The following is a 22,396-nucleotide window of genomic DNA, read 5'->3' as shown; positions in this document are numbered from 1 at the left end:
GAAGAATATTGGGTTCGTAATATGTACACCGGGCCAGGTGGTGGCGCTTATACCGGCCCTGGCGGAGGTATGTACACGGGCCCTGGAGGTGGGGCGTACACGGGGCCGGGTGGTGGTATGTATTCAGGGCCAGGCGGCGGTGCCTATACAGGCCCAGGGGGCGGACTGTATACGGGACCTGGCGGCGGCGCATACACCGGTCCAGGTGGCGGGCTTTATTCCGGCCCTGATGGCGGTCTCTATACGGGTCCCGGCGGCGGGCTTTATTCAGGGCCAGGCGGCGGAATGTACACAGGCCCGGATTCGAATCCATATATGGCCATTCATCCCCCTTGGCCTCTATTTGTAGAAGAGCTTCGGAAAATGGGTATGGATGCAGAAGCCGATCTAATCGCGAATGCTCTGAAGAGTATAGGTTGGCGTGCCTAACAAGTCGCTGCAGTCGACCGCCCAAAGCGCTGCCGCGCTTCGGGTTCCCTCCGGGGGCTTCGCCCGCTCCAGCGGCAACTGAGCTTAGGCGTTATGGCGATCTGGTGTTGTAGTCGTGGAAACGAAATTTACGAACTTTGACGGCAGCCTGGACGATCGATGTCCTTACTGTGGAGCCCCCCAGAGACAGCATTTTCAAGATGTCGGTCAAGCAGACGGAGTGCAGTATCTGCATCGAATACCGTGCGCGCCAGAACGCCGTGAAATAACAAAGACGGAGATGAAAAAAGCAGTCATGGCGCGGCTTATCGTCTCCGCGTACGAGGTAGGGAAGTATGTGTGGAGCAAGATTCCATTCAAGAAAGAGATAGCGCTGTTATTTAGGCTATTGGGGCGGGCCTACGTGAGTGTCCGCGGGCTGATTTACTATTTGGTCAAGTACCGCAACAATCCGTAACACGCCCTTGTGGGGGTGACGGGGTCAGGTCTTGCGGGGGTGACGGGGTCAGGGGTGACGGGGGTGACGGGGTCAGGTCTTGCTTTTTGCCCCGCGTGGGACGGTTTCAGGTTCAAACTGCAACGCAGCGACGCTCGATAGCCTCGAAGCCTTGAACGCTTAGTAATTTGCTGAGACCCCCAAGCCCCGGCGTCACGCGCCGGGGCTCTCAGACAGTTACCGTAATCAGAGCCCCGGCAACGAAGGCAGACTTGACGCCCCCGACAGCAGCGCCTGATCAGACGGCCGCGGCAAGTCGGGTTCCGGCGTTGCAAGGTCCCGGATGAATACCGCGCGTGCCCGGTCGATTGTCCCGAATTCCGCCACCTTGAGTGCTTCGAAGGTTGGCGTCAGTGCGCCGTCTTCGCCGCCGAAGGCGACGATCAACGCGTCGAGCCCCGCTTGCGGGATGTCGATGAGGATTTCCTGATCGAGGGCGAGGCTCGGCGGGCGCAGGATGTCCGAGTAGTTGGTATTGCCGGCCACGATGGCTCGGTAGGCGTCCACGCCGTCCGCTGTAAGTTTGCTGGCGCCGTCGGCGACCACGCCGACTACCTGGATGGTGGCGTTGGCGCTGTCCTGGAAATGCTCGACGGAAAGCAGCGATGCCAGGTCGGTGTCGGCTGACGCGCCGGGGTTGGATCCGAGGGCGATAAGGGACTCCGCGACGGCGACCAGTTCCGGCTGGCTGGGCTGGGCAGCGGCAACGCCGGTGCCCACCGCGGCGGTGTAATTGACCAGTTCGAGCAGAGGTTCGGCGCCACCACTCAGGGGGCCGGCCAGCGAGCTGCCCGGGGGCGTGTCGGTGGACAGGCCGAGCAGCCCGTCCAGGGGCAGTGCGCCGGTCTGGGCGCTGGCGGTGCCGGCGGCCAGCATCAGGCCGGCGACGATGGTTACGGGTTTGTGCATGGGACTCCTCCTGCTTATTAGTAGTGCGTGCAGTCGTATCACTCGCCAGTCAACCGTTCAAGTTCAAACGGTCGTTAACCGGCGATCCTGCGCGTTCGCGACAGGGCCCATGGCCGGCCCTCTGGCTGCTCGGCTAGTCTGCAAGCGACACGCGACTCGCTAGTGCCGGCCGTGTCGGAAAGCGAATCGCGCATACACTGTCGCGAGTTGATAATCGGCTGATAACACTGACCGGCGTTCAACGCATGAGCAGGGCCGGCAGCAAGGGAGACACCCGTGGATCAGACACCGCTGATCGAGATCGGTCTGCCGATCTCGCTGATGATCATCATGGCCGGCATGGGGCTGACCCTGACGCTGGGGCATTTCCGGGAGGTGCTGCTGGCGCCGCGGGCGCTGATCGTGGGGACGGCGGCGCAGATTCTGCTGATTCCGGCGATTGCGTTCGCGGTGATCGAGGTCATGGGGCTGCCGCCGCTGATCGCGGTGGGCCTGATCGTGGTGGCGGCCTGCCCGGGCGGCACCACGTCCAACGTGTTCACGTTCCTGGCAAAGGGCAACGTGGCGTTGTCGATTCTGCTGACGGTGATTGCCAGCCTGATCACCATCGTGACGCTGCCGCTGTTCACCAACGTGGCGCTGGATCTCTACACCACGCTGGACGCGGATGCGCCGCTGCGGCTGCCGGTGGCGCGCACGGTGGTCACGCTTGCCGTGATCGTGATCCTGCCGGTTGCCGCCGGCATGGCGCTGCGGGCGCGCCGGCCGGCGTTGGCCGCCAGCGCCGAACGCTTCGTGGGGGCCTTCGGCATGCTGGTGCTGGCACTGCTGATCGTGGCCATCGTCTATCAGACCCGGGACGACATCCTGAGTCTGCTGGCCCAGGCCGGCCCGGCGGCGGCGATCCTGAATATCGCCGGCATTGCCATCGGCCTGGCCAGCGGCTACCTCAGCGGCATTGCGTTGCGGGACGCCCTGACCATTGCCATCGAGGTGGGCATCAAGAACGGCACGCTCGGGTTGCTGGTGGCGCTGACGCTGCTGGATTCCCCCGAGATCGCCATTCCGTCCGCCGTCTACGGCGTGTTGATGTTCGGGTTCGGGGCATTGCTGGTGGCCTGGGGGCGGCGGCAGGTTTCGCTCGCGGCGGAAAGCGGTGCGGCCTGACCTGTGATCCGGGCGTTAGACACCGAATGCTAACGGCCTTGCAAAGCTCGGAACGAAACCCGCTTTGACGTAATCATGGTTGCTTTATTCCTGCCGATAACCGCTTGCATATATGAACAAGCAACAGGGTTTCGGAGGAAATCATGATCGGACGACTTGCATTACTGTTGGTAGGCGCGGCTTTTCTGTCCGGATGTTCCATCGCGATTGCGAAACACGAGGAAATTGGGCCGGGGCGCTATCAGGTGTCGGCTTACGGCAATGTCTTCAGTACCGAGGATGATTTGCAGGTCAAGCTCAAGGAGGAGGCGGACGAAGTGTGCGGCATCGAGAATTACTCGTTCGCCAGCAGTGAGTACGGCCGCAAGCAGGACTGGAGCAGCTTTGCCGCAACCGGCCTCGCCATGTCCAAGGGTGTTGCCGAGGCCGAAGTGCTGTGCAACGAGGACGCAGGCTAGCGCGACCCCGCCGGAACTGCTGAAGCAGCCGGTACCCTAGTTGCCGCCTCGGGTATCGGCGTGGCCATCCTGCGTCGACTCGAACAACCGCGTCTGTTCCTCGCTGGCCTCCGCCTGATACTGACGCTTCCACTCTGAATAGGGCATCCCGTACACCCGCTCGCGGGCCTGTTCGTAGTCCATGTTGACGCCGCGATGCTCGGCTTCCGCGCGGTACCACTTGGCCAGGCAGTTGCGGCAGAAACCGGCCAGGTTCATCAGGTCGATGTTCTGCACGTCGGTGCGTTGCTGCAGGTGCCTGATCAGGCCGCGGAAGGCGGCGGCTTCGGCTTCGATGCGGGTCTGGTCGTCCATCGTTCCCTCTGTGTTGATGCGAGATGACGGCTGCCCGGTGTGGCGGCGGCCGTGGGTTGTGCGTGCTGTTCTGGTTCCCGTCATAGGCCGGCGTTATGCTTCGAGGCCCACACAAGACCTCGGAGATTTGCCATGCACAGACGATCGGGTATCAGCGTAGCAGCGGGCGCGCTGGTCCTCATGATGAGTGGTCCGGTGGCGGCGCAACTGCCGCTCGGCGACGGGCTGACTGGTGGTGGTACGGGCCTGTCGGTGGTGGATACCTCTGCGCTGGGCGCGACGTTGCTGCAGGCCGGCTCGGATGGCGCGGTGGCCGCGACGGCGGGTACGCCGCTGGCGTCGCTTGGCGTCGCCACCTCGGACACGGTGTCGGGCGCCGCGCCGCTGGTCACGCTGCCGCTGGCCTACGCGGATTTCGTGTTCTTCGACGGGCCGGTGCCGTTGCCGCGCGTGCTGCCGGATTCCCCGGTGGCTCTGCTGGCGCCGCTGCTTGATGAACTGGGCGGCGGGGACGGATCGGCCCTGCCCGGTCTGGCCGATCTGCCGCAGGTGAACATCGTGCCGCGGCTGGATCCGCTGCCGGTGCCGATTCCGCAGTTGGGGCAGGGGCTGGACCTGTAGGCGACCCTGCGGGGCGTGGTTGCCGTCGCCTAGAACATCGGATCGATCCGCAGGATGGCCTGGTTGTTCAGGGCGTAGGTGGTCTGGTCGGAGACGTCGCCGGGCCGGCGCACGGCGGGGCCGGCGGCTTCCACCAGCACGTAGCTTCGGCCCTCGTGGGTGATCCAGGCCTGGCCGGGGGCCGGCTCGGCGGCGATGCCGAGCAGATAGTGATCCGGCACCTTGACGCCGATGATGGCGGCGTCGGTGAGGTTGCCGAGGATGGCGGCCAGCAGCGCGGCCTTGGTGTCGCAGTCGCCGTAGCCCTCCGCCAGTGCCCGCGGCGGCGGGTAGAAGCCGATGATGCGGCGGCCGTTCTCCACGCCGGCCGGATGCCCGTAGGCCATGCCGCCCTGGACCAGCGCCATGGCGGCTTCCAGCGTCCATTCATGGCCGTGCCCGTGCCGGGCGGCCAGGTCGCGTAACGCCCCGGCCACCGGGGTGACGCGCTCGCGGTTGCGGGCGACCACCGCGGGTACGTCGACCGACAGGCGCATGTGCTGTGCGTTGATGTGGCGCACCCGCACGCCGCGCGCCTGCAGGTAGCGGGTCATCTCGTGATCCAGCGCCGCCTGGTCGCAACCGGTGGTGGCGCGGCAGCGCTCGACGATGGCGTCCAGTTCCGACTGGAACACGCCGAATTCGCTGGCGGCTTCGTGGCTCCAGGCGGCGGGCATGTCGAAGTTAATGGCTACCGGGTTGCCGTCGAAGTCGTGGAAGCGGGCGTTGAACTGGTACTCGCCGTTGCCGGCCAGCGTCTTGTTCAGCGCTTGCCAGCCGCCGGGCCAGACCTCCTGGCCCGGGGCCACCGTGGCCGGCCCGGTTTTCGACGCCCGGACCTCGCCGGCGTCGGCCCCGGAGTGCCAGACAAGCGTCAGCGCCAGCAGCAGACCGAGGCCGGACAGACGAGGATGGCGGGCGAAGTGTGATGCGGTCATGGCCGATTCCGTGCAGTGTTGACTGGAGCGATGGCCGCTGGAATCCGGTTGCGCGGTCCCGGTTCCGTCGTGCCTGACAAGGGCATCGGCCCGGCAACATGGCGACTTGATGACGACGCGTATTGGCCTGCGCGGTGGCTGGCGACCGCAAACGCCTGGTAGTCATTGGCTCGGGGCGGGCGCCGACACGGCGGACGGAAAATGCTGACAGCAGAATCCGCCCCGCCGCATGGCCGGCATGTCGAATTACGACGAGCCTCGCCGGCGCTCGCGGTTGCGGCACAATGGACGGGTTGCCCGCTGATTAGTGACGCCGATGGCCTTTGAAACGCTTGCCTACGAAACCCGCGGCCCGATCGCCGCCATCACGCTCAACCGGCCGGAGCGGCTGAACACCATCGTCCCGCCCATGCCGGACGAGTTCGAGGCGGCCATCGACACGGCGACCCGGGATGCCGCGGTGAAGGTGATCGTGCTGCGCGGGGCCGGGCGGGCCTTCTGCGCCGGCTACGATTTCGGCGGCGGTTTCGAGCACTGGGATGACTACATCACCACCGACGGCCGCTGGGACGCGGGCAAGGATTTCGCCTTTGCCACCGCGCCGCAGATCGCCCCCACCCAGAAGTTCATGAGCATGTGGCGCTGCCCCAAGCCGGTGATCGCCCAGATCCACGGCTGGTGCGTGGGCGGCGGCAGCGACACCGCGCTGTGCGCCGATCTGGTGATCGCGTCCGACGATGCCTGCATCGGCACGCCGTACTCGCGCATTTGGGGCGCCTATCTGTCCGGCATGTGGCTGTACCGGCTGGGGCTGGCGAAGGCCAAGGAATACGCGCTGACCGGCAAGCCGCTATCCGGCCGCGAGGCGGCGGACGTGCAGTTGATCAACCAGGCCGTGCCGTTCGCCGAGCTGGAAGACACGGTGCTGGCGCAGGCCGAGCAGCTGGCTTCGATCCCGGCCTCGCAACTGGCGGCGATGAAGCTGATGGTCAACCAGGCCTACGAGAACATGGGCCTTGCCAGCACCCAGACGCTGGGCCCGATCCTGGACGGGCTGATGCGCAACACGCCGGATGCCCTGAGCTTCATCGACAAGGCCGAGCGCGAGGGCGTGCGTGCAGCGGTGACCGCGCGCGACGGCCCGTTCGGCGACTACACCCAGGCCCCGTCGGCGCAGCGCCCTGATCCGGCCAACGAGGTAGCGGTCGCGGTGCCCTGGCGCCGGGACTGATCCGGGGCACGCGTCACGCCCGGGCAGCCCGGCCCGGACGTGACGCAGCCGTTCAGGCAGCCTTGCCGACCACCATGCCGCGGTAGCTCTCGATGATGTCCATGAACTCGTTGGTTTCCGCGGACGGCACGCCGACCGAGTACAGGGTGTTGCGAATTTCGTGTGCGGTCACGTCGAACTCGTATTCACTCAGGCCCAGGTTCTTGTGCGCCTCGAACATGTCGCGGCCGATGTAGCACTTCGGCCCGCCGGTCACCTCGATGCTCCAGGCGGTGACCATGAACTTGTAGCCGGCCTTGTAGGGCTCGACGTGAAAATCCTTCACGCCCTGGTTCATGTTGTTGAGCGTCTGGTTCACGTGCAGGCGGTCGATCAGCACGTCCACCGCCCCCGAAATGGCATAGGCGCCGCCGAGGCGCTCGTAGAGTGATTGTTCCGACATCCTCTCCTCCTTGTTCGCTTGATTGCTGGTGGCCGGCTGCCTCCGCAGGGCCGGGCCACGGGTTTTGGTAGCACGCCCGGTAGATACTGGCAAGACAAACAATGGGAATGCCAAGAATTGTGGAAATGCTCCCATGCAGGGCTAGACTGGTGGCCGAACGAATTTCCACACGGAGCGGTTGGCCATGACCGAGCAGGCGCGTCTGCTGGATATCTTCATCGCCCCCGACGCGGGCGCGCCGATGCAGTCGGTCGAGCGCTGCTGGGCCCTGGTAGAGACGGGGCTGGAGGGCGACCGTTACGCCCGGCGCTGCGGCACGTTTTCCGCGCGCAATCCGGCGGTGGCCGGGTCGCGGCCGGTGTCGCTGATCGCGGCCGAGGCAGTGGCCGAATGCAACGAGCGGCTGGGCACCGACATCGCCGCGCAAGTGATGCGGCGCAACCTGCTGGTATCCGGCATCGACCTGAAGGCGGCCATCGGCTCGGTGCTGTATATCGGCGAGGTGGAACTCGAGGTGATGAGCACCTGCCCGCCTTGCAGCTATCTGTCGCGCCTGCTGGGGGCGGATATGCGGGCGGGCCTGCGGAATCTCGGCGGGGTGCGCGCTACCGTGCGCGAGCCCGGCGAACTGGAAGTGGGGACCGCGATCGAGCTGGTGCCGGGCTGATCCTGGCCGTTGACCGGGCCCCGGGGCCGTATCCGGGGAGAGATTGCGTCGCCGCCTTCGGCGACTCGCAATGACCGTCCTTCGCTGGAACTAGGCTGCGGCCAGCCGCTCGACCGCCCGTTCGGCATCCGCCTGCAGGCGCTTCGCCGTCCGAGCCGTTTGCAAGTAGCGCCAGACCGAATCGTGACCGACCGGGTTGAGCCGGCAGCGCCGCAGCCACCAGGGAAAGTGCTGGTTGGCGCGCAGCAGATTCTGCAGGCTGATGTTCAGGCAGCCGGGCAGGTCGCCGGCCTGTTCCGGATGCGGGACGACCTGGCAGATCTGGTTGCGATCATCGTCGCTCAAGTCCAGCAGGGCGATGCGGGCCACCAGCGCGGCGCTGAACACCTGCTGGCACATGAACACCGACTGCAGGGCGATCTCGCCCGGCGCGAACATCGGCCGCGGGTCCAGCCGGGCCAGGCCGTTGGCGGTGCAGTCGACATGCAGCGTCCGGCAGTCGGTGGGGAGGCTGCCCTGTTCCAGGCGGATTTCGTCCGCGGTGATCGCGTCCACCCGGCCCAGCCGGACGACGTTGTCGATGCGGCGCAGCGCGGCCAGTTCGTCGCGGTTGACGGTGGCGCAGCGCCATTTGGTCGGGCGGACGGTGTCGTCCAGGCGCATGATGCTGCCCTGCTGCTCCAGCCGCAGGAACACGTCATCGACGGTCCCGGCCTCGACCACCGCCTGGGTCATGCGCATCAGTTCCGCCCCGACGATGCCGGGCTGGATGCTGGCACGATCCCACAGCCAGGCGTCGTTGGGCACGATCCATTGGATGCGCTCGGCGGCCACGCCGCGTTCCAGCAGGTAGAGCACGGCGTCGATCCCGGTCTTGCCGCCGCCGATCACCACGTAGCGTTCCCAGGGTTGCCGGATGGCCGCTAGATGGTTGATCGGGATCAGCGCGGCGGCCGGGTCGACCTCGAACCGGGGCGGACGCATGGCCGGCACTTCCACGTTCATGCAGGTGGCGTCCACCACGCGCTGATGGGTGGTGACCTCGATGCGGCGTTCCGCATCCAGCGCGGATACCAGCTGGCCGTTGCCGCGGTACTCGGTCTGGGGCAGGAACTCTACCCGGCCGCTGGCCAGGAACCGCTTCATCAGCGCTTCGTAATAGGCCAGTATCCGGGTGCGCGAGGCCAGGTCGCCACCGCCGTCACCCAGTTTCGCCGAGGGCGCGCCGTAGAAGGCCGCTGGCTGATGCAGCGTGACGAACGGGTACGCGTCCAGCCAGTGGCCGCCGGCCCGGTCGCGGCGGTCGGCGAGGATGATGCGGGCATCGGGCCGGGCCTTGAACACCACGTCGGCGAAGGCCATGCCCATGGCCCCGGCGCCGATGATGAGGTAGTCGGTCTGCCGCTGTTCGGTGGCCACGGTCAGCGATCCGCGGTGGCGCGCCCGAACGCCTGCACCATCAGGATGACCATCGCGGCCATGGCCACGAACGCGAACACCAGTGCCGGCAGCAGACCGATGATGCCGGCGATGTTGGTGTCGCCGAAGCGGTTGTCGCCGAAGGTCAGGGCGCGGCTGGGGGCGAACAGCGCACCCCAGTAGAAGATGGTGTTGGCGTAGCCGGTGCCCACGAACATCCAGCCCAGGTGGAAGGCCGGGCGTTCCGGGATGCGCATCACATGAATCAGCACCGCGCCAGCGAATACCAGCAGGCCGTTGAGCAGGCCACCCACGTGGGCCCGCGCCCAGGCGGCGCCGTCACCGGGCAGGCTGATCTGGAGGATGGTGCCCGGGAAGATTTCCAGGCCGCCCACCAGGCTGGTGGCCAGGCCGAAGCCCGCTACCAGGGCAATGAAGATCACGATGGCGCCGTGGCCCACCATCCTGCGCTGTCGTCGGTCCATGGCTGCATCTCCCCCTGTATCGTTCTTGTGGTTTTATTTTGTCAGCAATGGCGGCGATTTTCCCCACCTTTCTTCCGGCTCGATACGGCGGCTGATGCTGGCGCCGAGGCATGTTTCTTGCTGGATATTCACGGCACCTTCCGATGAAGCGTCGTCACCATGTCCATCCCCGTTTGCTGCATTGCCTGCGAACCCAAGGAGGAACGACTCATCCGCGGCCTGTTATCGGCCTTCGGATCCCACCTGAATGCCGAGTTTGCCTACGTGGCGCCGGAACTGGCGCAGTTGCGGATCGTGGACACGCGGCAGCCGCTCGGTCGCGAAATCATCGAACTCAGCGGGCCGGATCAGTTGCACCATCTTGTGGCACTGGTGGCGGGACGGCACGAGGAGGGGGAGCCGGATGCGCCGACGGGGGTCATCTGCCTGAAACTGCCGCTGTCGGGCAACGCCTTCATCCAAGCGATGAACACCTACGCCGAATCGCACGAACCGGCCGCGGCGCCGGCGCCGGCGGAAGATGGCGGCCGCTATTACCGCGGGGTGGCGGTGCCGCGATCGGCGCCGCCGTCCGACGATGCCGAACCCGGCCCGCGGCGACGCATCGTCTACCGGGGCCAGGTGATCGAGAAATAGCGGTCACTATCAGCAGCGGCCCTGCTTGGCCAGACCGGGCGGGCAGAAGCCGCCGCGGGGGGCGCGATCGCGATAGTAGCGACGGTCGTCGTAGCGTCCGCGGTCATCGTAGTAATAGTCATCGCGGCGGTCGGTGCTGATCGCGGCACCGCCGGCAGCGCCCACGGCACCACCGAGAATGGCGCCGTTGCGCCCGCCGATCTCGTTACCGATGGCGGCACCGGCCGCACCGCCCAGCCCGCCGCCGATCGCCGCGTCCAGGGTGTCCCGGTCGGCGAAGGCCGGCACTGCGGTCAGTGCGGTGGCCAGGCTGATCATCACAAGGGGCTTGTTCATGGGCGATATCCTCTGCGCTTGCACGGGGCCTCGTTTTCGGCAAGCCGAGCATCGCGCGTCCTGCCTGAACCGCCGCTGAATCGGGCCGGTGCGGGTGGTGGTCCCGGCGGGCGAGCCGGTGCATGATGGTGGGCCGATCAGCAACAAGACGAGGTGGGACTCATGAGCAGAACGCTGATCGCCGCATACGGTGCGGCCAGTTATTTCGTATTTCTGGGCACTTTCCTCTATCTCATCGGGTTCATCGCCGGCATCGCCGTGCCCAAGGGCGTGGACGACGGGCCGCTGGTGGCCTGGCCGCTGGCGCTGGCCGTCAACCTCGGCCTGATCGCCCTGTTCGGGGTGCAGCATTCGGTGATGGCCCGGCCGGGCTTCAAGCGGTTATGGACCCGGGTGGTGCCGCCGGCGGCGGAACGCAGCACCTACGTGCTGCTGTCCAGCGTGGCGCTGGTCGTGCTGTATCTGGCCTGGCTGCCGATGCCGAGCCAGGTCTGGTCGGTGGAGGCGTCGTGGCTGCGGGGCCTGCTCTGGGCGCTGTTCGGCCTGGGCTGGGTGGTGGCGCTGGTGTCCACCTTCCTGATCGATCATTTCGATCTGTTCGGGCTGCGACAGGTATGGCACCACTGGCGCGGCACGGAATGCCCGTCGCATCCGTTCAAGACGCCGGCGCTCTACCACTGGGTCCGGCATCCGCTGATGACCGGGTTCCTGATGGTGTTCTGGCTGGTGCCGGACATGACGGTGGGCCATCTGGTATTCAGCGCCGGGATGACGGCCTATATCGTGGTGGGCACGCTGTACGAGGAACGCGACCTGATCGCGGCCTTCGGTGAGCGCTATCGCCGGTATGCCGCGTCCGTGCCGCGTTTCATTCCGATGCCCGGGCGACGCACTGGCGAATGACGTGATCGCCGGCCGGCGGTTGGGAGGGGTGGAACGGCCGGTTATGATGGCGTATGCGTTTGCGCAGTTATCGCCGGCACGAGGCCGACTACGGTCTGTATGACGCTGACCTCGGGGTCGTAATGTCCGATGGCGTCCGCCCGCTGACCCGGCTGTCCGATTTCTATGCCGACCCGGCGAGCTGGCAACAGCGGGCGGCGGCCTGTGATGCGCCCCCGCTGTCGCCGGGCACCTTCGACCTCGCCCCGCCCGTGCCACCCACCGCAAAACTGCTGTGCGCGGCCATCAATTACCGCAGCCACGGCGAGGAAACCGGCTTCGAGCCCCCGAAGTATCCCAACCTGTTCGCCCGCTGGACGGCCTGTCTGTCCACCGACGGCGCCGAGGTGCCGGTACCCGTTGACGAACATCACGGCCTGGACTGGGAAGTGGAGCTGGCGGTGATCGTGGGGCGGCCGTTGTACAACGCCGATGCCGAGCAGGCGCAGGCTGCCATCCTCGGGTACACCGTGTTCAACGACATCAGCGGCCGGGTCAATCAGGGACGCGCCAACCGCCAGGCCAAGGGCCAGTGGGCGCTGGGCAAGAACGGCGATGCCAGCGCGGCCATCGGGTCGGACATCGTTGCCGCCGATGCGCTGGATGCGGACAATCTCCGCCTGGGCACCCGCCTCAACGGCGAGACCATGCAGGACGGCAACACCCGCGACATGATCTTCGGCATTGCCGACATGCTGGCCTTCGCCTCGCGCGGACTGACCCTGCAACCCGGCGACCTGCTGGCCACCGGCACCCCGGCCGGCGTCGGCGTGGGCCGCAAGCCGCCGCGCTTCATGCAGCCCGGCGATACCGTGGAAGCGTTTGTCGACGGTGTGGGGTCGGTCGTCAGCCGGATCGTGGCGGCCGAGTGACGCGGTGTCTGGCACCCTGTCCGGCGCAGAGTCATTTCACGGCAGGAATATAACCATGTGGCGCACCATGCTGATGGCCGTCGGCCTGACCCTGATGGCGGGCACCGCCGCGGGCGAGGCGAAAGTTGATCTCGGTATCGATGCCGAGACGGACGCCGGCCTGGATTCCGGGTTGAAGCTCGAGGACGACGTCGACGTGAATCTCGAGGCCGAGACCGAGGCCGACGCCGCGTCCGGTGACGAGGGCGTCGATGCCGATGGGAAAGCCGATGCGGACGGGTCGGCTTCGGAGGATGCGGGCAGCCGTTAGCGGTCGCAGCCGGCGCGGGCCGGTGTAGCGTTCAGTCCGAGTTCAGATGGTCCCTGGCACCGCCGGCTGCCTTTCATTGCACCGCGGCATCGCGCGAGCGGGGTCGTGGCTGACGCGGGATATGGCTTAAGATTCGGCGAAGCACCCGTTCGACTCTGCTGTCATGCGCTGTTTGAGATTTACCGACCCTGTATCGGCCCCGGCATGCCGGATCGGCCTCGGCCTGCTGTTCGCCGGCGGCCTGCTGTTGACCGGGACTGCCCAGGCCCAGCAGCAGCTCACCTTCGCGCCGGCGGGCCAGTCCACGACCGCCGACATCGATGCGGCCGGTGCCCGGGTGGTGTTTCAGTCCACCGCCAATCTCGACGACGGGGTGGGCAATGCGGACGGCTCGAGCGAAATCTTCGCGGTGGATGCGGATGGCGCGAATCTGGTCCAGCTCACCCAGTCCGCCCTGGCCTCGACCCAGCCGGCCATCGCCGGTGACGGCTCACGGGTGGCGTTCGTCTCCAGCGCCGATCTCACCGGGGGTAACGCCGATGGCGGGCCGGAAATCTTCCTGGTGGACGCGAGCGATGGCGGCAATCCGGTTCAGGTGACGGATACCGGGCCGGGCAGCGGCATTGCCCAGCCCGATCTCTCGGCCGATGCGAACCGGATTGCGTTCACCGCAACGGCCAATCTCACCGGTGAGAATGGCGACGCCAGCCGCGAACTGTTTGCCGTGGACGCCGACGGCGAGAACCTGGTGCAACTGACCACCGGACCGGCCGGCACCGCGGTGGGATTCGCGCGCCTGCAGGCGGATGGCAGCCAGGTGGTCTTTTCCTCGGCCGCGAATTTCGCCGGGAGCAATGGCAACGGCAACAGTGAAATCTTCCTGGTCGACGCCGATGGCAGCGAGTCGGCGGTACAGCTCACCGACACCGTGGGCGGCGCCTCGATTCGCCCCGACATCGCCGACAACGGCCGCATCGCGTTCGAATCCACCGCGGCGTTGGACGACAACCCGCAGGGCACCAGCGCGGTGTTCGTGATGGATACCGACGGCGACAACCTGCAGGCCCTCACCGACGCTGACGAGGGCAGCGCCGGTTTCGTGCGGATCGCCGGAGACGGCAGCCGGGTGGTGTTCCAGGCCACTGCCGGCGTCAGCGGGGACAATCCGGACGGAAATCCCGACGTGTTCATCGTGGATGCCGATGGCGATGATCCGGACCGCCTGACCAGCGGCGGGCTGGCGTCGGAACAGCCGGCGATTGCCGGGGGTGCCGGTCAGGTGGCGTTCCAGTCCGCGGCCAATCTGTCCGGCAACAACGCCGAGGGCAACGTCGAAATATTCATCATCGATCCGGCGGATGCCGACGATGATGATGACGGCGGCAACGGCGGCGGCGTTGGCGACGATTCCTTCGTCTGTGACAGCCTCGGCAGCGGTTGCAGTTTCTGTGACGACGACGATCAGACCGCCGCGGTCGACCGCGGCGTGGACCCGCTCTTCGCGTTGCTCTGCGGGATTGCGGTCTGGCGCATTCGCGCCCGCGGCCGTCCGGCCGGGGAGAAACCGCATGACTGACACCATCGGGCGGGGCCATTGCCGGTGCGGCGCGATCGAACTGACCGTCACGGGCGCGGCCCTGATGCGTGGCCTCTGCCATTGCACCATTTGCCAGGCGTTCAATGAGGCACCCTACGCGGATATCACCCTGTTCCGGGCCCGCGATCTGCAGGTGAATGCGCCCGAACGGGTGCGATTCGATACCTACCGGCCGCCGCCCGCAGTGCAGCGCGGCAAGTGCGCGGACTGCGAGCAGCCCGCGATCGAGTATCTCGACATGCCCGGCTTGCCGAAGCTGGCCATCGTGCCCTCGGCGAATCTGCAGGAACTACCCGGCCTGCCGGATCCGGCGCTGCATATCTTCTACCACCGGCGAACGGCCGACGTTGACGATGGCCTGCCCAGGTTCAGCGGCTACTGGCGCAGTCAGCTCGCCTTCTCGTGGCGGGTGATGGCGGCACTCTGGCGCACCCGCTAGGCAGTCTCGCCGGGGTTGGCCAGCGCCAGCAGAACATCGGCGTGGCAGGGCTGATCCAGCGGGCAGAAGCAGGCCAGATTTCGGCCCCGTAGCGGCGCCAGCCAGGCGGCCACGCTCGCATCCAGCCCGCGACGGCGGGCGCTGGCACGGCCCCGCACGACTGCGAGGATGGCGCCGGATTCGCAATCCGCCCGGAAGCGGGCAACGCACTCGCCGGCGTCGCCGTGCTCACCCACGCGATACGGATTCCCCCAGATGCCGGGCCGCGCCACGCTGACGGTATTCGCCGGCAGGCGCCAGCCGCGGGTTCGTTTTTGCTGCACGCGGTGGGGCATGAATGGTACCTCGCGCCTCGGGGCGGCCCCGACTTTCGTTTCGGCATTTGCCACCGTAATCCCTGCTATCGTAGCGCTGAACAAGCAAGGAGGAGGCAGGCCACCATGACAGAGCGTGTTCAGCGCCCGGCCAAACCGGATGTGAGCGGATTCAACCCGCTGCAGAGTCTGCGCCGGCGGGTGGGGCAGACCCGCGACGCCCTGACGGCGGCATCGCACCTGTTCGATACCCGGGCGGTCAGCCGGGAAACCGCCGAACTGGCCCGCGAGATGATCGCGATCCTGCGCGGGGACTCGGCGATCACCATCGATCCCAAGGACAAGCGCTTCCGCGACCCGACCTGGGAGGAAAATCCGTTCTTCCGGCGGCTGGCCCAGACCTACTTCGCCTTCTGCCGCGCGGTGGATAACAGCGTGGCCGAAACCGGCGACTGGAAGGAGCACGAGCGGGCCGAGATTCTGGCCGACATCGTCACCTCCAGCCTGTCGCCCACCAATCTGCTGTTCTCCAACCCGGCCGCGTTGAAGCGGGCGGTGGAAACCCGTGGCGGCAGCCTGGTCAACGGCCTGCGCAACTTCCTGACCGACCTGCGGCAGAACGGCGGCATGCCCCGGCACGTCGACCGCAATGCCTTCGCGGTGGGAAAGGATCTGGCGGTGTCGCCCGGCGCGGTCGTGTTCCGTAACGAGGTGCTGGAGATCCTGCAGTACAAGCCGCAGTGCAAGCAGGTTCACAAGCGCCCGATCCTGGTGATGTCGCCGCAGATCAACAAGTTCTACTTCATGGACCTGGCGCCGGGCCGCAGCTTCATTGAATACGCGGCGCAGAACGGCATCCAGATATTCGTGGTGAGCTGGCGCAATCCCGGGCCCGAGCAGTCGCACTGGAACTTCGAGACCTATATCGAGGCCCTGCTGGAAGCGATCGACGCGGTGCTGGATATCACCAAGTCGCCGGACCTCAACACCATGGGCTTCTGCGCCGGCGGCATCACCCAGTCAGCGCTGCTCGGGCACATGACCAACCGGGGCGACAAGCGCGTGCACTCGCTGTCCTACGCGGTGACGCTGCTGGATTTCTCGGTGCCGACCATGGTCGGGGCGCTCAACAACGACCAGATTCTCGATTCCAGCCGGCGCGACTCGGCCCGGCGCGGCGTGCTGCCGGGCAAGACCCTGCGCACGTTGTTCGCCTGGTTCCGGCCCAATGATCTGGTCTGGACCTTCTGGGTGAACAACTACCTGATGGGTAACGACCCGCCCAAGTTCGACATCCTGGCCTGGAACAACGACAGCACCAATCTTCCTGCCGGGCTGCACGCGGACTTCCTGGATGTGTTCCAGAACAACCCGATCCCCGCTGGGGAGCTGGAAATGTTCGGCGAGCGGCTGGACCTGAGCAAGCTCAAGATGGATGCGTTCGTGACCGGGGCGGTTAACGACCACCTCACGCCCTGGCGGGCCTGCTATCGCACCACCCAGCTGCTGGGCGGCAAGAGCCAGTTCCTGCTCAGCAACGCCGGCCACGTGGCCAGCCTGGTGAATCCGCCGGGCAACCCCAAGGCGAGCTACTTCCGCAACGATACCAATAAGCCGCCGGCCGACCCCGACCAGTGGTACGCCGACGCCACCCAGGAAACCGGCTCCTGGTGGGAGTACTGGCTGGAGTGGATTCAGGCCCGTAGCGGCGAGAAGAAGAACGCCCCGCGCAAGCTGGGCAGCAAGAACTATCCGGCGCTGGATCCGGCCCCGGGCACCTACATCTTCGAGGAGCCGGGCGAGGGATAGCCGGCGGCGGCAGCGTCAGTCGCGAAAATCCGGCACCCGGTCGGGTCGGGCGTAGGGGAAGAAGTCCGCCGGCTCGATCGGGTGGTAGCGGTTGAGCCCGGCGATCGCCCGCAGCTCCAGTGCGGCCAGGTCGATGGCGCCGTCGTCCATCAGCCCGTCGTCGCGCACCTCGAGTGTTTCCACCTGTCCCACCAGCAGCGCCGTGCCGTTGCTGCGGATGGGAATCTCCTCGGTCAGCCGCAGCCCGATGCGGATGGGGCTTTCCGCCACGAACGGGGCGTCGAAGCCGTCGCGGTAATGCGGGGTAAGCCGGCAGTGTTCGAACTCGGATTCGTCCGCGCCGAACTTGGCCGAGGTGTAGTGGGCCCGTTCGGCCATCGCCCCGGTAATGGCGTTGAGCGTGTACACCCCGGTGGCCTGGATGTTCTCGTGACTGTGGCGCGGCACCGTGGTGGGCCGCAGCATCAGGCCCAGAAACGGCGGATTCGATCCGAGGTGTACCGCCGAACTGAAAACCGCCAGATTCTCCCGGCCGTCGCGGCTGCGGGTGCCGACCAGGTTCGCCGCCTTCACGCCGGTCACGCTGTTGATCAGATTCAGGCGGTAGACGCGGTCCAGTTCGTCGAGGGCGGCGGCGTCGAAATGCTGCCAGTCGGTCATGCTGGCTAGCGCCGGCGTGGCCGCATCTGATAGCGCGCCAGGCTGGTGGCCACCACCTCGCCGTCGGTGTCGCGCAGCTCGCCGTGGAGCACGAATTCGGCCTTGCCCTCGGCGATGGTCTCGGCCTCGATACGCTCGGCCTCGGCGGCGGTCATGGTCAGTTCGATGGTGACGTCGGTCTTGGCCGCCTTGACGAAGGCCATGTCCAGCGAGGTCACGATCGGGATGTAGCGGCGCATGCCGAAGGTGGCCAGCATCAGCGGGCCGCCGGGGAATTCCGCCAGCGTGAACAGGGCGCCGGCATACATGGTGCCGATGTGATTGACGTTGCCCTTGAGCGGCATGCGGCAGACCACGCGGCCGGATTCCAGCGCCTCCACCCGCACGCCGGAACGGCGCACGAACGGGATCACGAAACGGGACAGCGACCGGATCAGCCGCGGCTGGATGCGGTCACTGTAAATCTGCTCGGCGCGGTCCACGGGCAGGCCGGCGGCGCGGGCGCGGTCCAGCATGCGCTGGGACAGGTCGGCGATATCGGGCATCGATGGTGGTGGTCCTGGGTGGGGCCGGGCATGTTAGCACCGGCCGCGTTGTCAGCCCGTGGACGTACCCGGATGGATCACCGGCTTGATGGCGAAATCGTGCTGAATGGCCAGGTCGTGTTCGCGTAGCTGCGGTTCCAGCAGCGCCCACATCTCGTCGTAGCGATAGAAGGGCACGCGCGGGAACAGGTGGTGGATGAGGTGATAGTTCTGCGACTGCAGCAGCGGCGTCATCAGGGTCTCGAAACCCTGGCGCACGGTGGTGGCGCGGGTGAAATTCTCGGCCTGCGGGGTGTCGTGGGGTTCGTGCGGCAGCCAGAAAAAGGCGAAGCCGAGCAGTACCTGGGTCAGCCGCCCTGGCAGGAACCACAGGAACAGCAGTTCCAGGCCATAGCCGGCGGCGATGATGGCCGCGAACAGGCTGGCGCAGATGGCGATGGCCACCAGCGTGGGCCTGAGATGCCGGTAGGCGGTCTTGTCGCCGTGGCGCAGGACGAAATAGAAGTACCAGGCATCGATGAACATCCAGCGCACCGGCAGCAGCCACTTCGGGCCCTCGAAGCACCAGCGGTCCGGATCCTTCGGCCCCGAGGCGTGCTGGTGATGCTGGATGTGGCCCCAGCGGAACAGGCCGAGGGTGACCATGGGGGCGAACGGGATCAGGGCGATCTGGCCGATGACATCATTCAGCCCCTGGTGGCGCGATACCGCCCGGTGGATGGCGTCGTGCACCACCGAAAAGATCAGATAGCCGATCAGGCCGTTGATCAGAGCCCCGGCCCACAGCGGGATCAGCCCCGCCACACTGGCCGCCACCGACGAGAAGAACACTGCGAAGCACACCACCATCATCGCCAGCGTCTGCCAGGCCACCAGCGGCGGCTGGCAGATCTCCCGGATGCGGGCACGGTTGTCGTCGTTGGTCAGTTCGCGCTGGATCTGGCCGAGGGTCATGGACATGGTCGGATCTCCGGATTCAGGCTGACCGAAGGACGTCGTGGTCGGTCTCGAACAGCGGATGCAGCACCGTGCGCAGCAGCGGCTGGGTGAGTTCTTCCAGCCGCCGCCCGTGCAGCAACTGGCCGGCGGTGTGCAGATTGAGCAGGCCATGCACCGCGCCCCAGGCCACGTGCATGATGTCGCGCGGGTCGCCATCCAGCCGCCCGGCCTCGGTGGCCTCGGCCACGATCGCCACCAGGTAGTCGAACGCCGCGCGGCGCACGGCCAGCAGGTCGGGATAGTCGGCCAGTGGCGGCTGGTCGGCGGCGAACATCAGTTGATAGTCGGCCGGCTGCGCCCGCACGAACTCGAGAATGCCGTGGTGAATGGCCTGCAGCCGCGCGGCCGGGTCCGAGCCGGGCCGGTCGCAGTCGCGGATGCAGTCGAAAAAGCGCTGGTAGCAGTCCAGCCGCAATGCGGCGAACAGCGCGTCCTTGTTCTCGAAGTAGCGGTACGGCTGGGTGTGGCTGGTGCCGGTGCGCTCGGCCAGCCGGCGAAACGACACCGCATCGGCGCCTTCCTCGCGGTACAGGGCCAGGGCGGCCTCGCACAGCCGGCGACGAACACGTTGGATTTCCCGATTGTCCAGGGCAGCGCGTGGCATCTTGTAACAGCGTTTAATTTACGATGTAAATTAAACGAGTCACGCATCCGTGTCAAACCGCCCTTATGCGGTTTTTTCTCCTAGTGACGGGCGGCGCGCAGCAGTCGCTGTCGGCGCAGGGCCCGGGCGAGTTCGCGGGTGTCGGTGAACGGTCGGCGGGCCGCCAGACGGAGCAGCAGCAGGGCGGTGACCAGGGCATCGGCGTGGGCGTTGTGCCGGTCGCGGGTCAACAGTGGCAGGCGGAAGAAGGCCGCAGCGGCATCCAGCGTCGGCGGCCGGGCGGCGAACTCGGGTTCGGCCAGGCACACCCAGTCGGCCACGTCGATCACCGGGCCGGCCAGCCGCGGCTCGCCCACCCGGACCAGCGCCTGGTCGAGCACGCAGCGGTCGAAGGCGGCGTGATAGGCGAACAGCGGCGCGTCACCGCGCCATGCCCGGAAGGCGGCGGCGGCCCGGCCGGCCGGCGGCGCGGCGGCCAGCGCCTCGGGGGTGAGCCGGTGCACCAGGATGTTGTCCGGGTCGGCGACCCGTTCGGGGTCGGCCAGCTGGTAGAAGCCGTCGTCCAGATCCAGTCGGCCGCCGGTTATGCTCACGGCGCCCACCGACAGCAGGGCCGCCCGGCGGGGGTCGAGGCCGGTGGTTTCGGTGTCCACCACCACCAGCCGCCCGTGCAGCGGCCGCGGCGGGCCGGCGCGCCAGGGGCGCAGGCGGTCGAGCAGGCGCCTCACGGGTAGTCGAGTTTCAACCGCGTCTGCAGACGCCGGGCCTGGCGCAACGATTCCTTGAGCACGCGCTGGTCCAGCAGGCTCAGGCGATAGGGGTCGATGCGGTTGCTCAGCGGTTCGTCGGCCGCCAGCTGGGCCTGGTTGTGGCGCAGCCGCAGCAGTTGTACGAACGAGAAGGCCTCCTGCCAGGCCTGGGCATCGCGCCGCCGGATGGCTTTTGTCGCCGCCAGCGCGGCCAGACGTTCCTGGGTGTTGTTGGCCGCCACCCGGTGGGTCAGCGCCAGCACCCGCGTGGCGCCGATGAACGGTTGCAGGGCGCTCTTCTTGAGGTCGAGCCGCCGGCCTTCCTCCCCCCGCTCGGTGACGAAATCCCGCACCAGACCCAGCGGCAGCCGGTTGCCCAGCGCGTGGTGGGCCAGGGCGTGGCGGAAGATGCTGTTGTTCGCGGCGCGATCGAGCACCATCGCCCGCAGCCGCTCGACCGCGTCGACATCGCCGGCCAGCGCCCGGCAGTCGAGATAGATGGTGGCGTCCAGCAGATGCGCCGGCGTGGTGCTGCGGATGATGCCCTCGAAACGGGCCTGCCATTCGGCGCGGCTCAGGCACAGCGCCGGATTGCCGGCCATGATATTGCCGCGGCACAGGTCGAAGCCGATCTGGTCCAGCGCCCGGTTGATCTGCTGCGCCAGCGGCAGCAGCCGCGTGCGCACCGCCTCGGTGTCGCCCGGCGCGGCCTCGAACAGCAGGCCGTTATCCTGATCGGTGGCCAGGGTCTGTTCGCCGCGCGCCTCGCTGCCGAACGACAGCCAGGTGAAATCGGGCACCGGTTCCGGCCAGGCCTCCCGGCAGATGCTGATGGCCCGCTCGACCGCGGCGTCGTTGAGCCGCGTGATCAGCCCGGTGAGCTGGGTGGCTGAGGCGCCGAAGGCCAGCATGGCGCGGATCAGTTCCCGCATCTCGCGGCGCCGGGCCCGCAGGCCGTCCAGCGTCCGGCAGCGGTCGATGCCGCGCGACAGATGCACCAGATTGACCCGCCGCAGCGCGAACAGGTCGCGTTCGGAAATCACCCCGGCCAGCGCGCCGCCGCGGGTGACCACCAGGTGGCCGATGCGGTGTTCCACCATCAGCAGGGTGGCCTCGAACGCCGACTCGCCAGCGTCCAGCAGCAGCGGGTTCGGGGTCATTACCGCGGACAGCGGGGCCTCCAGCCCGTCGGCCCGGGTGGCCACCAGCCGGCGCAGGTCGCGCAGGGTGAAGATGCCGGTGGGTTGCCGGTTGCCGTCGACCACCACGATGCTGCCCACCTCGTCGGCATGCATGCGCCGCACGGCCTCGCGCACCGACAGATCGGGCTCGCCGGTCACCGGCGGCCGGCCGATCAATTGCTGCAGCGGCGTGTCCAGGGACACATCGGCCTGTAGATCGGCGGCCGCCTCGCCGCGCCAGCACTCGTGTGACTGGTGAAGCAGGGCGCCGGCGCGCCGCCGGCAGAATTCGCGGAAAGGCTCGGCCTGTTCGTGCAGCAGCCGGAAACCGGCGGCCGGGATATCGATCACGAAGCTGTCGCGCTCGGCCACATGCCGGGTCCGGGTGGCGCGGTTTTCGCGCAGGGCGGCGCTGAGCAGCGTTTCCCCCGGGCCGGACTCGAACACGATCTCGTCGTCCGCCCCGTGGCCGCCGATCAGCCCCTGCTGCACTACGCTGAAATGCGCGGGCGGGCCGTCATCGGGCGAGATCAGCGTGTGGCCGGCGGGATGGTAGGCCAGGTGCGCGCCGGCCAGCGCCTGATCCAGCAGCGCGGGCTCGATGCGGTTGTAGGGCTCGAATGCGGCCAGGAATTCGCGTGCCGCGCGCCGGGTGGCCAGCGCCCCCGGGGCGTCATCGATCGGCGTCTGGCCGCTGCCGGTGGAAGAGTCTGTTGCCGTCACCCGATTGCCGCCCGTGGTTGCGTGC

Annotated in this window: 26 protein-coding genes; 12 read left to right on the top strand and 14 right to left on the bottom strand. The window is 67.3% G+C overall.

Annotation, left to right across the window (positions count from 1 at the left end; genetic code table 11):
* Positions 1-1,111 precede the first annotated feature (1,111 nt).
* On the bottom strand, positions 1,112-1,834 hold the full coding sequence (locus tag RM531_RS11020; protein ID WP_311659297.1) for a hypothetical protein: 723 nt from the start codon (positions 1,832-1,834) through the stop codon (positions 1,112-1,114).
* 276 nt (positions 1,835-2,110) lie between these two features.
* Here RM531_RS11020 and RM531_RS11015 point away from each other — a divergent pair, with 276 nt between their 5' ends.
* Entirely contained in the window at positions 2,111-3,001 is an 891-nt protein-coding gene (locus tag RM531_RS11015; RefSeq protein ID WP_311659295.1) for a bile acid:sodium symporter family protein, read from the top strand.
* Between the two features lie 143 nt (positions 3,002-3,144).
* On the top strand, positions 3,145-3,459 hold the full coding sequence (locus RM531_RS11010) for a hypothetical protein (protein WP_311659293.1): 315 nt from the start codon (positions 3,145-3,147) through the stop codon (positions 3,457-3,459).
* Positions 3,460-3,495: 36 nt separating this feature from the next.
* On the opposite strand, the gene RM531_RS11005 is transcribed toward RM531_RS11010, so the two are convergent.
* Positions 3,496-3,813 carry a DUF1244 domain-containing protein gene (locus RM531_RS11005; RefSeq protein ID WP_311659292.1) on the bottom strand — a complete coding sequence of 106 codons (318 nt, stop codon included), beginning with the start codon at positions 3,811-3,813 and terminating at the stop codon, positions 3,496-3,498.
* Positions 3,814-3,945: 132 nt separating this feature from the next.
* Here RM531_RS11005 and RM531_RS11000 point away from each other — a divergent pair, with 132 nt between their 5' ends.
* Positions 3,946-4,434, top strand: a complete 489-nt coding sequence (locus RM531_RS11000) for a hypothetical protein (RefSeq protein WP_311659290.1) — start codon at positions 3,946-3,948, stop codon at positions 4,432-4,434.
* A 29-nt stretch (positions 4,435-4,463) separates the two neighbouring features.
* Here RM531_RS11000 and RM531_RS10995 read toward each other — a convergent pair whose 3' ends face one another.
* Positions 4,464-5,411, bottom strand: coding sequence for a hypothetical protein (locus RM531_RS10995; RefSeq protein WP_311659289.1), 948 nt, complete (start codon positions 5,409-5,411; stop codon positions 4,464-4,466).
* Between the two features lie 316 nt (positions 5,412-5,727).
* Here RM531_RS10995 and RM531_RS10990 point away from each other — a divergent pair, with 316 nt between their 5' ends.
* Positions 5,728-6,642: a crotonase/enoyl-CoA hydratase family protein gene (locus RM531_RS10990; protein WP_311659288.1), complete on the top strand. Its 915-nt coding sequence runs from the start codon at positions 5,728-5,730 to the stop codon at positions 6,640-6,642.
* Between the two features lie 52 nt (positions 6,643-6,694).
* On the opposite strand, the gene RM531_RS10985 is transcribed toward RM531_RS10990, so the two are convergent.
* A complete protein-coding gene (locus RM531_RS10985) occupies positions 6,695-7,084 on the bottom strand; it encodes a group I truncated hemoglobin (RefSeq protein WP_311659286.1) in 390 nt (129 codons plus the stop codon).
* Between the two features lie 184 nt (positions 7,085-7,268).
* Between RM531_RS10985 and RM531_RS10980 the strand changes: the two genes are divergently transcribed.
* Positions 7,269-7,751, top strand: coding sequence for an MOSC domain-containing protein (locus RM531_RS10980; protein ID WP_311652457.1), 483 nt, complete (start codon positions 7,269-7,271; stop codon positions 7,749-7,751).
* Positions 7,752-7,841: 90 nt separating this feature from the next.
* Here the strand turns inward: RM531_RS10980 and RM531_RS10975 are convergent, their stop codons facing one another.
* Together RM531_RS10975 and styC are read right to left on the bottom strand one after the other, a co-directional pair.
* Positions 7,842-9,170 carry an NAD(P)/FAD-dependent oxidoreductase gene (locus tag RM531_RS10975; protein WP_311659285.1) on the bottom strand — a complete coding sequence of 443 codons (1,329 nt, stop codon included), beginning with the start codon at positions 9,168-9,170 and terminating at the stop codon, positions 7,842-7,844.
* Between the two features lie 2 nt (positions 9,171-9,172).
* A complete protein-coding gene (gene styC / locus RM531_RS10970; protein WP_311659284.1) occupies positions 9,173-9,655 on the bottom strand; it encodes a styrene-oxide isomerase StyC in 483 nt (160 codons plus the stop codon).
* Between the two features lie 159 nt (positions 9,656-9,814).
* Between styC and RM531_RS10965 the strand changes: the two genes are divergently transcribed.
* On the top strand, positions 9,815-10,291 hold the full coding sequence (locus RM531_RS10965; RefSeq protein WP_311659283.1) for a hypothetical protein: 477 nt from the start codon (positions 9,815-9,817) through the stop codon (positions 10,289-10,291).
* Between the two features lie 9 nt (positions 10,292-10,300).
* Here the strand turns inward: RM531_RS10965 and RM531_RS10960 are convergent, their stop codons facing one another.
* Positions 10,301-10,627 carry a YMGG-like glycine zipper-containing protein gene (locus tag RM531_RS10960; RefSeq protein ID WP_311659282.1) on the bottom strand — a complete coding sequence of 109 codons (327 nt, stop codon included), beginning with the start codon at positions 10,625-10,627 and terminating at the stop codon, positions 10,301-10,303.
* Positions 10,628-10,789: 162 nt separating this feature from the next.
* On the opposite strand from RM531_RS10960, the gene mddA reads away from it, so the two are divergent.
* From mddA to RM531_RS10935, 5 genes are all read left to right on the top strand, one after another.
* Positions 10,790-11,530: a methanethiol S-methyltransferase gene (gene mddA, locus RM531_RS10955; RefSeq protein WP_311659280.1), complete on the top strand. Its 741-nt coding sequence runs from the start codon at positions 10,790-10,792 to the stop codon at positions 11,528-11,530.
* Positions 11,531-11,583: 53 nt separating this feature from the next.
* Positions 11,584-12,441 carry a fumarylacetoacetate hydrolase family protein gene (locus RM531_RS10950; RefSeq protein ID WP_311659279.1) on the top strand — a complete coding sequence of 286 codons (858 nt, stop codon included), beginning with the start codon at positions 11,584-11,586 and terminating at the stop codon, positions 12,439-12,441.
* A gap of 55 nt (positions 12,442-12,496) precedes the next feature.
* On the top strand, positions 12,497-12,751 hold the full coding sequence (locus tag RM531_RS10945; protein WP_311659278.1) for a hypothetical protein: 255 nt from the start codon (positions 12,497-12,499) through the stop codon (positions 12,749-12,751).
* A gap of 163 nt (positions 12,752-12,914) precedes the next feature.
* Positions 12,915-14,327, top strand: a complete 1,413-nt coding sequence (locus RM531_RS10940) for a TolB family protein (RefSeq protein ID WP_311659277.1) — start codon at positions 12,915-12,917, stop codon at positions 14,325-14,327.
* Positions 14,320-14,787 (top strand): GFA family protein, encoded by a 468-nt coding sequence (locus RM531_RS10935; RefSeq protein WP_311659276.1) that lies wholly within the window; start codon positions 14,320-14,322, stop codon positions 14,785-14,787. Before RM531_RS10940 ends, RM531_RS10935 begins: the two co-directional genes overlap by 8 nt.
* On the opposite strand, the gene RM531_RS10930 is transcribed toward RM531_RS10935, so the two are convergent.
* Positions 14,784-15,122 carry a DUF4326 domain-containing protein gene (locus tag RM531_RS10930; RefSeq protein WP_311659275.1) on the bottom strand — a complete coding sequence of 113 codons (339 nt, stop codon included), beginning with the start codon at positions 15,120-15,122 and terminating at the stop codon, positions 14,784-14,786. The genes RM531_RS10935 and RM531_RS10930 overlap by 4 nt on opposite strands.
* Before the next feature lie 105 nt (positions 15,123-15,227).
* Here RM531_RS10930 and RM531_RS10925 point away from each other — a divergent pair, with 105 nt between their 5' ends.
* Positions 15,228-16,910: a PHA/PHB synthase family protein gene (locus tag RM531_RS10925; RefSeq protein WP_311659274.1), complete on the top strand. Its 1,683-nt coding sequence runs from the start codon at positions 15,228-15,230 to the stop codon at positions 16,908-16,910.
* 15 nt (positions 16,911-16,925) lie between these two features.
* On the opposite strand, the gene RM531_RS10920 is transcribed toward RM531_RS10925, so the two are convergent.
* From RM531_RS10920 to RM531_RS10895, 6 genes are all read right to left on the bottom strand, one after another.
* Positions 16,926-17,570, bottom strand: a complete 645-nt coding sequence (locus RM531_RS10920; protein ID WP_311659273.1) for a flavin reductase family protein — start codon at positions 17,568-17,570, stop codon at positions 16,926-16,928.
* 5 nt (positions 17,571-17,575) lie between these two features.
* Positions 17,576-18,115 (bottom strand): YiiD C-terminal domain-containing protein, encoded by a 540-nt coding sequence (locus RM531_RS10915; protein ID WP_311659272.1) that lies wholly within the window; start codon positions 18,113-18,115, stop codon positions 17,576-17,578.
* A 51-nt stretch (positions 18,116-18,166) separates the two neighbouring features.
* On the bottom strand, positions 18,167-19,075 hold the full coding sequence (locus tag RM531_RS10910; protein WP_311659271.1) for a fatty acid desaturase: 909 nt from the start codon (positions 19,073-19,075) through the stop codon (positions 18,167-18,169).
* A 16-nt stretch (positions 19,076-19,091) separates the two neighbouring features.
* Positions 19,092-19,718 carry a TetR/AcrR family transcriptional regulator gene (locus RM531_RS10905; RefSeq protein ID WP_311659270.1) on the bottom strand — a complete coding sequence of 209 codons (627 nt, stop codon included), beginning with the start codon at positions 19,716-19,718 and terminating at the stop codon, positions 19,092-19,094.
* An 80-nt stretch (positions 19,719-19,798) separates the two neighbouring features.
* Positions 19,799-20,446: a 3'-5' exonuclease gene (locus RM531_RS10900; RefSeq protein ID WP_311659268.1), complete on the bottom strand. Its 648-nt coding sequence runs from the start codon at positions 20,444-20,446 to the stop codon at positions 19,799-19,801.
* Positions 20,443-22,371, bottom strand: a complete 1,929-nt coding sequence (locus tag RM531_RS10895) for a DUF294 nucleotidyltransferase-like domain-containing protein (RefSeq protein ID WP_311659267.1) — start codon at positions 22,369-22,371, stop codon at positions 20,443-20,445. The genes RM531_RS10900 and RM531_RS10895 overlap by 4 nt, the downstream gene beginning before the upstream one ends.
* Between the last annotated feature and the right edge of the window lie 25 nt (positions 22,372-22,396).

Source organism: Spectribacter acetivorans (assembly GCF_031846305.1).
GTDB classification, from domain to species: Bacteria; Pseudomonadota; Gammaproteobacteria; order Nevskiales; family Salinisphaeraceae; genus Spectribacter; species Spectribacter acetivorans.
This window is presented reverse-complemented; position numbering and strand designations above follow the sequence as displayed.